Annotated in this window: 8 protein-coding genes and 1 pseudogene; 2 read left to right on the forward strand and 7 right to left on the reverse strand. The window is 60.1% G+C overall.

Annotation, left to right across the window (positions count from 1 at the left end; translation table 11 throughout):
- The first annotated feature begins 233 nt into the window (after positions 1 to 233).
- Positions 234 to 3,530, forward strand: a complete 3,297-nt coding sequence (locus OKW43_RS06920; protein WP_429446119.1) for an adenylate/guanylate cyclase domain-containing protein — start codon at positions 234 to 236, stop codon at positions 3,528 to 3,530.
- A gap of 142 nt (positions 3,531 to 3,672) precedes the next feature.
- Here the strand turns inward: OKW43_RS06920 and OKW43_RS06925 are convergent, their stop codons facing one another.
- From OKW43_RS06925 to OKW43_RS06955, 7 genes and pseudogenes are all read right to left on the reverse strand, one after another.
- Positions 3,673 to 4,551 (reverse strand): DUF707 domain-containing protein, encoded by an 879-nt coding sequence (locus OKW43_RS06925; RefSeq protein ID WP_187634327.1) that lies wholly within the window; start codon positions 4,549 to 4,551, stop codon positions 3,673 to 3,675.
- 216 nt (positions 4,552 to 4,767) lie between these two features.
- A complete protein-coding gene (glf, locus tag OKW43_RS06930; protein WP_187634328.1) occupies positions 4,768 to 5,865 on the reverse strand; it encodes a UDP-galactopyranose mutase in 1,098 nt (365 codons plus the stop codon).
- Positions 5,855 to 7,117: a flippase gene (locus OKW43_RS06935; protein WP_429446123.1), complete on the reverse strand. Its 1,263-nt coding sequence runs from the start codon at positions 7,115 to 7,117 to the stop codon at positions 5,855 to 5,857. Before OKW43_RS06935 ends, glf begins: the two co-directional genes overlap by 11 nt.
- Before the next feature lie 545 nt (positions 7,118 to 7,662).
- Positions 7,663 to 8,645, reverse strand: a pseudogene (locus OKW43_RS06940) (glycosyltransferase family 2 protein).
- A 381-nt stretch (positions 8,646 to 9,026) separates the two neighbouring features.
- Positions 9,027 to 9,752 carry a hypothetical protein gene (locus OKW43_RS06945; protein WP_429446126.1) on the reverse strand — a complete coding sequence of 242 codons (726 nt, stop codon included), beginning with the start codon at positions 9,750 to 9,752 and terminating at the stop codon, positions 9,027 to 9,029.
- A 6-nt stretch (positions 9,753 to 9,758) separates the two neighbouring features.
- Entirely contained in the window at positions 9,759 to 10,226 is a 468-nt protein-coding gene (locus OKW43_RS06950; RefSeq protein WP_429446129.1) for a hypothetical protein, read from the reverse strand.
- A gap of 70 nt (positions 10,227 to 10,296) precedes the next feature.
- A complete protein-coding gene (locus tag OKW43_RS06955; protein WP_281393960.1) occupies positions 10,297 to 10,794 on the reverse strand; it encodes an SCO family protein in 498 nt (165 codons plus the stop codon).
- Positions 10,795 to 11,383: 589 nt separating this feature from the next.
- Here OKW43_RS06955 and OKW43_RS06960 point away from each other — a divergent pair.
- Positions 11,384 to 12,781 (forward strand): PLP-dependent aminotransferase family protein, encoded by a 1,398-nt coding sequence (locus OKW43_RS06960; RefSeq protein ID WP_187634332.1) that lies wholly within the window; start codon positions 11,384 to 11,386, stop codon positions 12,779 to 12,781.
- Positions 12,782 to 12,838 lie beyond the last annotated feature (57 nt).

The raw sequence follows: 12,838 nt of genomic DNA on the forward strand, positions 1-12,838 counted from the left end.
CGCGCTGCCCAGTATCCGTCGTGACTCGAAAGGCTGTCAAACACCCTGCGCGCTGCGAGTTGTAGACCTACACTGAGTATTCATCGGCCAGCTTGAATGGCGACCTGGGGCCGATTGCATCGCCGAGTGCTGCGCCCGGGTTTCATCTGACCTATGCGTATCGTGCCGCGCCAGCGCCAAACTGGTGCGGCACAGTCGCGTGTGCCGGCTGGCATCGTATGCAGGCGACGAATATGGACATCGCGCAATGGCTGCAGCGTCTCGGACTCGAGCAGTACGCTCAAGCATTCGCGGCGAACGACATCGACGTATCACTGCTCGCGCAGTTGAGCGATGCTGATCTGAAGGAACTCGGGGTGCAGTCGCTCGGCCATCGCAAGCGCATCCTGGCGGCCGCGGCGGCCGCGCAACCGGTGACGAGCGCATCGGCGCCGCCGCAGACGGCCGCCGCCACCGCTGCGCCTGCTGACGAGCGCAGGCAGGTCACGATCCTGTTTGCCGATCTCTGCGGCTACACGGCGCTGTCGCGCTCGCTCGACCCCGAAGACCTGCGCGCGCTGATCGGCCGCTACACGGCGCTGGTCGACGGCGTCGTCCTCGCCTATGGCGGCACGATCGACAAGCACATCGGCGATGCTGTGATGGCGCTGTTCGGCGCGCCGCGCTCGCATGAGACCGACACGCTGCGCGCGGCCCGGGCGGCGCTGGATATCCACGACGGGCTGACGCAACTCGGCGCGCAGGCCGGGCGGCTTTTGCAGGCACACATCGGCATCGCGAGCGGCGAAGTGGTCGCCGGTGCGCTCGGCCGCGCCGACACCCAGGACTACACGGTGCACGGCGATCCGGTGAACCTCGCCGCGCGGCTGGTGGCCGCCGCACCCGCCGGCGAGACCTGGATCTCCGACGAGTCGGCGCGCCTGCTCGACGATGCCGTCGTGTGCGAGGCGATCGGCGAGCAGTTCTTCAAGGGCATCGACACGCCGGTACGGGCCTGGCGGCTCGTTGCCATCGCGAGCGAACCCGTGACGACGAACCGAAGCCGCTTCGTCGGCCGTGAAGCCGAACTCGAGCAATTTCACGGAATCGTCCACGCATGCATGGCGAGGCGCGCCGGCCATGTTCTCCATCTACGAGGTGAAGCCGGAATCGGCAAGACGCGGCTCGTCGACGAAATGCGCCGCTACGCGCAGACCCAGGGCTTCACGCTGCATAAAAGCCTCGTGCTCGATTTCGGTGTTGGCAAGGGGCAGGACCCGGTGCGCGCGATCGTCGCCAGCCTGCTCGGCCTGCCGGCCAGTGCATCGGCGGACGCCCGGCAAGCCGCCGTCGCGCGTGCCGCGGCCCGTGATGTCGTGAACGAAGAGCAGCTTGTGTTTCTTCAGGATTTCCTCGATCTGCCCAAAAGCGGCGAGTGGCAAGCGCTGTACGACGCAATGGATCACGGTGCGCGCCAGCGTGGCAAGCAGACGCTCGCCGCACGACTGGCCGAGGACGCCTGCGGGCGATCCGCGACGATGATCGTCGTCGAAGATCTGCATTGGGCCGACCGCGAAGCGCTCAGCTATCTTGCGGCTTTCGCGTCGGGCATCGTCGATGGAACGGGCTTACTCGTGACGACTTCGCGTGTGGAAGGCGATCCGATCGATGCAGCCTGGCGCGCACGCTGCCGCGACACCCCGTTTGCCACGATCGACCTCGGGCCGCTCCGCAAGGATGAGGCACTCAACCTCGCAAGCAATTTCATCGACGCAACACAGCGCGTCGCGCTCGCCTGCATCGAGCGGGCGGCAGGCAACCCGCTATTCCTCGAGCAACTGTTGCGCAATGCCGAGGAAGGCAGCAGCGGCAACGTTCCCGCGTCGATCCGAAGCCTCGTGCTCGCGCGGATGGACAGGTTGGCGCCACGTGACCGCCTGGCATTCCAGGCGGCTGCCGTCATCGGTCAGCGTTTCGACCTGGCGTTGTTGCGCCGGCTCATCGACGATCCTGACTACGTCTGCGACGGCCTGCTCGCCAATGCGCTGGTTCTACCCGAGGGCGAGGATTTCCTGTTCGCCCATGCGCTGATCCAGGAGAGCGCATGGGCGACGCTATTGCGGGCGCGCCGGCGCGAGCTTCATCGCTGCGCCGCCGAATGGTTCGCACATAGCGATCCGACGTTGCACGCGCAGCACCTCGACCGGGCGGAGGACGAGCGCGCGCCCGCCGCCTATCTCGCCGCGGCGCTCGCGCAGCGCGCCGCCCATCGTTTCGAGGCGGCGCTGCGGCTGGCCGACCGGGGCCTCGAGATCGCGCAGACGGACACCGACCGCCACGCGCTGAGCTGCGCCATCGGCGAGCTCCAGCGCGATCTGGGCGATATTGCGGGGTCGATCGCCACGTACCGCGCGGCGCTCGCGGCTGCCCCCGACGATGACGCCCGCTGCGACTGCCAGCTCGGGCTCGCGGAAGGGCTCCGGGTGAACGAAGGTCTCGACGAGGCGCTCGCCCTGCTTGCGGACGCGCAGACGATTGCCGAACGCGGCGGCCGGGTGGCCGACCTGGCAAGCCTTCACCACCTGCGCGGCAACATCCTTTTTCCGCTTGGCAAGATCGACGTCTGCTGCGCCGAGCATGAACGAGGTCTGACCTATGCACGGCGCCTTGGGATGCCGGAGGCGCAAGCTCGCGCGCTCGGCGGCCTGGCGGATGCGGCGTACGCACAAGGACGCATGCAAACCGCTTTTTGCCATTTCAGCGAATGCGTGGCGCTCAGCCGCAAGCACGGGCTCGGCCGAATCGAGGTGGCCAATCGTCCGATGCAAGGCTTCAGCAGGATCTATCTCAACGACGCACGGCAGGCACGCGAGGACGCGATTGCTGCGGCACGCGCGGCCGCGTTGATCGGGCAGCCGCGCGCGCAATTGCTGTGCGAGACGCTGGGCGTGTTCGCCTGCCAGGAACTGGGCGATGAGCAGGCCGCTCGCCTGCATCTGGAGCGGGAACTGCGGCTGATCAGACAACTCGGCGCCCGCCGCTTCGAGGCGCAAAATCTGGAGATGCAGGGGCGGCTGTTGCTGGACAGCGGATCCAGAAGCGAAGCGGTAAAGAAACTTCGCGAGGCGATCGCGATCTCGCGCGAGGTCGGCACGCAGTTTTGTGGACCCAAGACTCTGAGCGCGTTGAGCCGCGCAGTAGACGAGAACGTCGAGCGTGCGCGGTTGCTCGATGAAGGCGAAGCGCTGCTGCGGCTCGGCGCGGTCGGCCACAATCATCTGTGGTTTTACCGCGACGCCATCGAAGCGATGCTCGCCGCGGGCGACGCGGCTGGCATGTTGCGTTACGCGAAGGAACTCGAGAACTACACCCAGCGTGAACCGTTGCCTTGGGCCGAGCTTTTTACAGCGCGTGGCCGGGCGCTCGCACACGCGCTGCCGGACCCTGGTGGCGAACGCACGCTGCGCGAACTCGCGCGGGTGCGAATGGCGCTGCACGAGGCCGGTTTTCGGAATTACCTGAGCGCCGTCGATGTTGCGCTGGCGGCTTGAGAGGATGCTCGGCCCTTCACGCTTCTCCCGTGCTTTTTTTTCAGCGAATTGCTCCAGGACAATTTTTGGTTGCAGGTGTGCTTTGGCTAACGGTCAATGCACCGCAGCAGCGATACAGCATTCAACTCAATCACCCGCGTTATCACTTTAAAGGGCTTGAACGTCTATCCGGAGCCCGATAGTATGGCTGCGTTTTGCGCTTGGTATAGTGCAGCCACGGAAGATACTCTTTCAACAACCCCATATAAGCGATGACATTTTTCCGTCGCACAGGATGGCTGCCTTTTACTGCGTGGATGAACAACGTGGGATTGCCGAGTCGACCGCTCGCATATGTCTTGCCTGCATCGCGTGTTCTGCCCCGCCGGACCTTTATCGACGCGCGCATCCCGTATTGCCCGAGCGTCTGATTCAGTTCAGACCATGCCATGCTGTGGTCAGCCGAAGCGACCGGGCGTGTATGGAACACGGCAAAACGGTCAACAATGCCAACCTTCCCCAGTGAAGCGACCTGTTTGGGCCACAGGTAATCCAGACCCCAGCCGGTTTTGGTTCGTTCAAAGCTGTCTTTGATCGCATGCAAAGCATTCGACGAGAAACATGGCACCATCACCTCCACGAAATTGGTTTCGCGAAATTCGAACGCCCTGTTTTGCAACGTCGTTGAGTGACTGAAGTAGCTTCTCTCGTCGAGAGACGGTTGCGCGAGCGCGAAATTCTCTCGGTCCACGTACTCGAAGAACTCGTTCAGCGTTTGAACGTCCGTCAGGATATCGTCGTCCGGGAGCCAGATGTAGCGATATTGCGAGATCGATTGGGCGTTTCGCAACATGAAGTCGTGAAGACCTTCCCACTTCGTTCCTTTGAATCGATGTATGGTTTTAGCAAAGACGTCCGCATAATTTTCGTTGTTCCCGTAGTAACTCAGCATCAAATCAAAGCTCGGAGTCTTTCCGCCGCTGAACCATTGCGGATGCAAGGAGCGGTCTCCACACCTCAGCACGACCAGGTACTTTTTCATCTCTCAATCTCCCTATGCGTTGAGAGCAGACTACGGGACACGGAAAGACAGTCACCGCGAAGAATTGCATTTGACCGACGCCGATCGCGCGAAACCATGAAACAACTACTATGGCGCGCCCATGCGCAGGCGAAGGCAGACACGTTCAACCATATGCTCCGAATTGTTCCAGTCAATCCCAGGCAAGCTCTCGCTTGCCAGCTAGAACTCCCTTATTCACGCTCCCTGGATGAGTCCTTCTGCGGCCTTGAGCGCCGCACCAACGACCTGGTCCATGTTGTAATAGCGATACTGCGCCAGCCTGCCCACAAAAGTGATATCGGCAACTGTCTCAGCAAGCGCGCTGTAGCGCATGAACAATGCCTCGTTTTCCTTGCGTGGAATCGGGTAGTACGGATCGCCTTCGGCTCGCGGATACTCTCTTACAATCGAAGTCCCCGGATGCTGTTGCCCTGTGAGGTGCTTGAACTCCGTAATCCTTGTATATTCATGATCGTTCGGATAATTGATTGTGCCTGTCGGTTGAAAGCGCTCCACGTCGCTCAGATGCTGGTGTTGAAAGTGCAGGCTGCGGTACGGAAGCTTGCCGAAGCGATAGCCGAAATATGCGTCGATCCGTCCTGTGTACACAAGGTGGCCGCATTCGATACTCGCTTTCACCTCGTTATAGTCGGTCGACAGTCGTACGTCGATATCTGGACTGCCAAGCATCTTTTCGAACATCGCGGTGTAGCCTTGCGCCGGCATAAATTGAAAAGTATCGGTGAAGTACCGGTCGTCGTCGTTCGAACGGGTTGGGATTCGCGCAGCGACACCCGCAGACAGTTCAGACAGATCGAGTCCCCATTGCTTGCGCGTGTAGCCACGGAAAAATTTGTCGCATAGATCGCGGCCAACGCTGCCGAGCACGGCGTCCTCGCTGGTGGAGATGGTTTCTCGCGGTTCACGTACCGACTCCAGGAACGCCACGGTGGCCTGCTCGTTCAAATCGAGGCCGTATAACGTGTTGATCGTCGTGCGATTGATCGGTATTGGATAGAGATCCCCGTCTATACAAGCCTTTACGCGATGCTCGTAGAAGCGCCAATCGGTAAAACCCGACAAGTATTCGAATATCCGCTTGCTGTTCGTATGAAAGATATGTGGGCCATACGGATGGATCAGCACGCCGTTCTCATCTTCACGGTCATATGCGTTGCCGCCTATATGATTCCGTTTGTCTATGACGAGCACGCGCTTCCCGCTTGCCGCCAGGCGTTCGGCACAGACTGCGCCAGCAAAGCCGGCGCCTACGATAAGGAAGTCATATTTCATCTCTGTGCATCCTCGTCTGGAAAGCAGGAACTTCGCATTTGATCAGGTAGAGAGCCATTGAGGTCGTGACGACAAATTCGGTGGCGAGGGCAGACATTGCCGCGCCCTGAGCGCCGTAAAGCGATACAAGTGGAAAGAGAAGGGCAAGATTGAAAAAGCCGGAGACGATTAGTATCTCGCTGACTTTCTTCTTCATGCCGAGCGGCAGCATCACCTGAATACCGAATACATTGCTCAGACCGATGAGCAGCGGCATCAGGGACATCCACTTCAGGACGACGACGGCCGGTTCGTACCCGGGGCCCATTGCGATACGAACGATCAACTCGGCGCCGGCCCAAAGCGCGACCGAAGCAAGTAACATGGTCGAGCCCAGCAAGTAAAACAACTTGCGCACCAGCGCAAACGCCTTTGCGGAGTCTTCGGAAAAGAGTGCCCTCACACGCGGGTATATTGCGTTCGAGAGCGGTCCAAGCGGCGCTTGCGCGACGTTCCGAATCTTGTCGGCTACGCCAAAGTAGCCGACAGCGACGTCTCCGGCAAGAAATCCAAGCACGCTATTGGTGGTTGTGTACAGACTGATCGCGGCCGTGGAAATGAACGTGTGCCAGCCTTCACGAAGCGCCTCGATGATGTCGGCCTTGCTCGGCATCATCGCGATAATCATCCCGTTTTTTGCGATCAGGATCGATGCGACGAGTCCGGCAGCAACCATGCTCGTCGAACTGATAAGCGAGGCGATCCACGTGTCGGCCGGCGAGTGCACCAGGAAGAACGTTAGCGGAAGCAGTAGCAACCGCGCGCTCAAGATCGAGATCGTTGTAAACATCATCCGCTCCAGGCCCTGGAAAAGCCACTGTGGAAACAGCACCGTTCCAATAACGAGCGGATAGGTAGCCAGCAAAATCGGCAGCAATTCGCGCAGTCTTGCTACGAAGAAAGCCGCTAACAGCAGGATGGCGAGGTAGACCACAGCGATAAGCGCCTTTGCGCCTTGCGTTGCCCAAAAGATCTTCGATACCGCGTACCGATCATTTTGAACCCGTGCGACGTAGGCAGTCGATGACCAGTTAAAACCGTACTCCGTCAGCAGCACGAGATAGCCAACTATGGCTTGCGCGAAGACGTATGCTCCAAAGTGTCCCGGGCGCAGAACGCGCAACAGGTAGGGAAATGTTGCAAGCGGCAGCAGCATGTTGGCTATTTGCAGAATTGTCAGCGCGACGATGTTCTGTCGGAGTGGATTCGCCATGAGTTAGCCCGTTTTCAATACATCGATTGAGGACCGCCTGGAAACGTGTCTTTCATTCCACCTGGCGAGTGCGCGTAAGGCTTCCGCGGAAGCGGGTGCCCGATCAAGCCGACGCCAGTTAGTCCTGGCGCCCCGGCTTCCCGGCTTCGTCGGCCGAGGAAACCCCCGATAGTGCGTTGCGATTTTCATCCGAGACTACCAACAGTGATGCATCCCGTTCCTGGACAAGCGCGGCCTTAGTCCATCATATATGTCGTATGTGCGTAGTCACCGCCATGAACAAGCGCAGACGCACTCAATTCGATCGACAGCAGTCAATTGGCGTGACCCGACCTGTCATTAATAAGCACTTAAAATAGATTTCAAATTCCCGGGGGCCCCGGTATCAATCAGTTCCGCAGCAGTCGTTGCGCACGCTGCGGCTTCGTGCCCTCAATGCGCAGTACGACTGAGGGTGCAATCCATGTTCCCGGCGCTTGCCGTAGCGTTGTGCGTGCATTTCCAACGCGTTCAGCGTTATGTGCCAGATGGCCGATTCTGCTGAGTCAGCGGCGATTGAAGCGTCTCACGAAGCAATAGAAGATCCATGGATGGATCTTGAGCATGGTCATGACGACGGACAGCTTCGGCCGCCCGTCGGTATACATACCGAGCAGGTCCTTCACGCGCAGTTTCTTCGAAACGCTGTATAGAATTGGGCTCGCGAGGTGGTAGCTCGGCGCGGTGGTGGCCGCTTGAAACGCGATCGTGCGGTATCCGAAGACGTATTTGAGCCGGAAGAAGAGACGCTTGTAGTCGGGAATCGGGAGGGACGCGCGGTACGTTTTTCAACCCCGTCAATGATGACAAAGAGGTCGACGACGTGCGGGTTGAAGCGTCTCGAGATTGCCGATTCGCGGAACATGTATGAGTAAAGCTTGTCCGGAATGAGCCGCACGATTTTCGCGGTGGCGAGCGTCTGCACCGACACGCAAAGGTCCTCGTAGATAAGGCCGCATGGATGCTCGGCTGCGACGAAGATGGACCGGCGCACGAGTTTGTTCCAGCAAAAGGCTTGCAGCTTCAGTTCCATAATTTTCTGGACGGCTTCCACGCCGGTGATGATGCAGTCGCCGGAGTCGATGCGATCGTTGACGACGCCATCGGGGCTGACGTGTTCGGCGGCGAAAATGACGACATCAGCGTCGTACTGGTCGGCTTCGCGCAGCACGGTGCGAATGAGATCGCGATGGACGTGGTCGTCGCTGTCAACGCAGAGCACGTACTCGCCCCGCGCTTCCGATGCAGCGATCTTTCGCGTTTCGGCGAGCCCTTTATTGTCGGTGTTTCTGATCAACTTCCACGGAATGCGATCCTGTTGTGCGAGCAGGCGAGCGGCGATTTCACCTGAGCGATCGGGGCTGCTGTCGTCGACGGCGATGATTTCGAAATCGGTGCAGGTTTGTGACAGCAGGGAATCCAGACAGTCTTCGATATAGTCCTCGACCTTGTAGATCGGCAACAGAACGCTGATTCTCGGTGCGGACATGGACAAGCTCCTGGAAGTTTCGGTTTCACAGGGCAAAACGATGCCCTTTATTCTAATCGCCAGTTTGCTCTGACGAGTCGGCTCGGTGATCTCGAACTGGACCGGTCGTTGGGTCTTCTGCTGCATGACCATTGCCCGGGAGCCGACGTGGTTACGCCAAACCTCAATCTTCGTCGCTATCGTTGTCGTGAAGACCGTAACGACGTTTGTCCCGGCAATCCCAGCGGGGATGACCGGGGAGCCCATGCTGCAGAAGGCAAGGTCAGGATGATGGTCCGGACAGCCTGAAACAGCCACGCACGAACGGGACATTTCATCACGCACGTTGCGGGCGATCAGCCGGAAGGCAGAGTTGGAATATAGTCGTTGTCGCGACGTCATTCAGAGTACTGACCTGAAGCGCTGAAGGTCTGTCGCGTTTGTTTGAGGGTATCGCGATGAATCCATGCCATGTGCCGCCGGTTTGACGGCAACCAGAAATCGGGCCGCCGTCACGCAGAGCGTAAAGGCGGCCCGATTCAAGGCGCGTGTCATCAGTGGATTCGAATCGTGGTTGAGACGCTCGGTACCCCGTTCGCGTCGACGGCGAATAACATGTAGTAACCGGGCACGGCGACTCCAGAATCGCGCGATCGTGCGCGTGTTCGCCGCTCTGCTGCTGATATCGATCAATGTCGCGTTCGACGTCGCGTAGTCGTTTCCGTAGTCAGGCGCACCACCGACCGCGAGGATTTTGCGGACGTCATACATGACCGCGTTGCCGGTCATCGCGTCATTGTCAGCGCCGCGATTTACCGACGCCGATATGCTGCCGGTGCCGGCGGTGCCGATCCACTGCATGGCTCGACTCGGTCCAGCGTGGAAAACCGTGCCGTTGGAATCCGCGAACAACCACATATGGTTGTCCGCACGATATATTCCCTCCGCATCGTCTGTGACGTCAGGGTCGCCCCAGTTGGCAGTGACCGCGGTGTTCTGTCGCCAGCCCGATTTGCTCCAGGTTTCTCCGCTCTTGCCTCCCAGCCCACCGTTCCATGAGCCCCCCAACACAAACACATCACCGTTGCTCAATGTCACGCTGCCTTGATAGGCTCGGGGGATGTTCATCGGTTTCTAGGAGGTCCAGTGTCCTGAGGCGGGGTTAAAAGCACTGACCTTGGCGCTACTCGATCCACCCGTCACCAGGATATCACCGTCGGGAAGATTGGCGATTCCAGGACAAAACATGTCGTGGCCGATATTGGTGACCAATACCTGCGTGCTCGTTTGCGCCACCGGATCGAAGATCGCCGTATAGGTGCCCCCGTTGTTCTCGTGCCTGCTCAAAGTCACTTCGCCGCCGGTAAAATCCAGCGGACTATCAGCCGACCAGACGAGTACCTTTCCATTCGGCAGATTAGCCGCTGCCACCGGCACGAGTGGCAAAGCAATCGGTGCAGACCACTGCGACGGCGGCGTGGTCTGCGCTGTTACATCCCCGCTCGTCGCAATCAACATCGACCCGAGGACGATCAGGGCCAACGTCTTTTTGTCCGTTGCTGACGACTTTGGATAATTTGCTGGAAACAGATTCCGATTCATCGCGACGCCCCCTCTTCCGGGTTACATGACATGGCCGGTGTGATCGGCAACTTTGGTTAGGCAAATCACTTCAAACTCCCAGTACACCGAGAACATCACAAACTTCTTCGACTCGCGGAAGATCAGCGCTGCGCCAGCGCAACAACGCGTCGTGATCGAAGCAATAGACCTGGGTCGAATGATCGGCGACATTGCGTGGCAGCGATGCGCTCCCCGCCAACTCAGTTCGTGTCCGGTCGACGTCATCTGGCGCCAGCGCGACCGCATTCCATCGCGGACCGGCATTGAAACGCACGAGCCATGCGCGCAACGCGGACGGTACATCGCCGAATGGGTCGATTCCAATCGACAGCAAGCGGACGGGATAGCGTGTACGGGCTTGCAGCATCCGCTCCTGAACGGCGCCGAATAGCGTTCCCTGTAGGGGGCAAACCGAACTGCAACCGGTGTAAATCGTCTGCACCGCGGTGATGCCTTCACGCAACAACGCTTCGAGCGTTCGGGTCGTGCCAGTCTGGTCGACTACCGAAACATCCGTGAGGCGGACCGGCGGTCTGACTGGCCCCATGTTTCCATGCTGGGCATGAACTTACGCCGCTACCCCCGCCGCCGCGGCCAAAGCGGTTGCGCGCAATATGTCTCGGCGAGTCCACGCGGTCATGTCACCACCCTCGCAGTGCCGTCCCTGCGCCCGACAATAGTTGATCTGAACGTGTCGATGTATCGAAACGCCAGGCATTGCAACCGACCCATGCGCGACGCCAATCGGAACAAAATGCCGTTGCGCGCACTCGATGAGAAAGGAGTGCAGCTTTTCATTGCGGGTGCGACGCAACTCGCTGGCTCTCTGATCGCAACCTCGCGTCTTATCCCATACTCCTAAACGATAGCGAGGCTTTCTTTCATATGGGCCTCGAAGATTGCGAATAGTCGCGAATGGCAAATGCTCGGGGAGATATAAGTAGGCGTGTTGCGAACGCTGGCTCGACGGTGAGCATGTCAGGCGGGATCGACTCAAATCTTGGCCTACCCGCAATTTTTTCCGCGAATTGCTCTAGGACAATATTTTTCCGCCCCGTTCTGGCCTCACTATGGAGATCGGGCAAGACGACGCGACTCCATCTGGAGCCAGTGTCCGCCACAACGGAGGAGCAGCAGTGATCGAGCAATGGCGCGAGGCCGTGCGCGCGGTGCACGGCGTGGAATCGAAGTACAAGCGGCTGGTCAAGGCGATTGCGGGCGACATCGAAAGCGCGTCGCTACCGCCGGGCGCGCGCCTGCCGCCGCAGCGCGACGTCGCCGCCGACCTCGCGATCAGCGTGCAGACCGTGACCAACGCGTACAAGGAGCTGGAGCGTCAGGGACTGATCCGCTGCGAGGTCGGGCGCGGCAGCTTCGTCGCGGCGCGCGTCACCGAAACGATGTCGAGCTACATGCTCGATACGGCCGAGCGCTCGGTGGTCGACTTTTCGATCGCGCGCATCATTCATACGCCCGAGCACGATGCGATGTGGCGCAAGGTCTGCGCGACGCTGTCGACGCTCGACGATCAACCGTGGATCCGCGCGTTCCGGCCGATCGCTGGCTTCGAGCATCATCGCCAGGCGGGCGTCGCGTGGCTCGCGTCGCTCGGCATGCCGGCTTCGGCCGATACGCTGCTCGTCACCAACGGCGCCGCGCACGGCATCTTTCTCGCGCTCGCTTCGCTGGTGGGGCCGGGCGACACCGTGCTGTGCGAAAGCTTGACGGATCACGGCGTGATAGGTTCGGCCAACGTACTCGGCTTCACGCTAAAGGGCCTCGAAATCGACGAGTACGGCATTCACCCGGAGCACTTCGAGGAGATGTGCGACAGCGAGCGCATCTCGGCGCTCGTCTGCACGCCGACGCTGAACAATCCGACCGTCGCGTTGATGCCCGACTCGCGGCGTCGCGCGATTGCGAAAATCGCCGAACGTTATGGCGTCTACGTGATCGAGGACGACGTGTACGGCCCGTTGCCCGCCAAACATGCCACGCCGATTTCGAGCCTGATTCCCGAGCTTTCGTTTTACTGCACCAGTTTGACGAAGTCGGTGATGGCCGGCTTGCGCATCGGTTATATGACCACGCCGCGCCGGCTCGCGCTGCGCGCCGAAAGCGTGCTGCGCGTCAGCAGCTGGATGGCGACGCCGCCGATGGCCGAGGTTGCGACTCGCTGGATCGTCGATGGCACCGCCGCGCGGCTCGTCGAAATCCAGCGTGAACGGCTCGGTCGGCGTCAGGCGCAATTGCAGCAGACGCTCGGTAAATACGTGCTCGGCTCGCATCCGCAGGCGTTGTCGGCGTGGCTGCGGGTACCCGATCACTGGCGCACCGATCGGCTGGTGCGCGAACTGCGCAACCGCGACATCGCGGTAACGTCGCCCGATCCGTTCCTCGTGCGCGACGCGGATCGGCCCAACGCGGTGCGCGTTTGCGTCGGTGCGGAGGTCAGCGAGGACACCTATAAAGCCGCGCTCGAAACGATGTGCGAAGTGTTCGAGCAATACCCGCAAGTGCACGATTTCAACTGATTGCGCAGGTGCGCGGATTGCGTAACGCGCTGCTCGAAATGAACTAGGACAATAAAA

This window comes from Paraburkholderia sp. WC7.3g (assembly GCF_050436345.1).
In the GTDB taxonomy this organism is placed as follows: Bacteria; Pseudomonadota; Gammaproteobacteria; order Burkholderiales; family Burkholderiaceae; genus Paraburkholderia; species Paraburkholderia podalyriae.

Coding starts and splice junctions, on each gene's coding strand:
- OKW43_RS06920 (WP_429446119.1), top strand. CDS start 234: ATGGACATCGCGCAATGGCTGCAGCGTCTCGGACTCGAGCAGTACGCT.
- OKW43_RS06925 (WP_187634327.1), bottom strand. CDS start 4,551: ATGAAAAAGTACCTGGTCGTGCTGAGGTGTGGAGACCGCTCCTTGCAT.
- glf (WP_187634328.1), bottom strand. CDS start 5,865: ATGAAATATGACTTCCTTATCGTAGGCGCCGGCTTTGCTGGCGCAGTC.
- OKW43_RS06935 (WP_429446123.1), bottom strand. CDS start 7,117: ATGGCGAATCCACTCCGACAGAACATCGTCGCGCTGACAATTCTGCAA.
- OKW43_RS06945 (WP_429446126.1), bottom strand. CDS start 9,752: ATGAACATCCCCCGAGCCTATCAAGGCAGCGTGACATTGAGCAACGGT.
- OKW43_RS06950 (WP_429446129.1), bottom strand. CDS start 10,226: ATGAATCGGAATCTGTTTCCAGCAAATTATCCAAAGTCGTCAGCAACG.
- OKW43_RS06955 (WP_281393960.1), bottom strand. CDS start 10,794: ATGGGGCCAGTCAGACCGCCGGTCCGCCTCACGGATGTTTCGGTAGTC.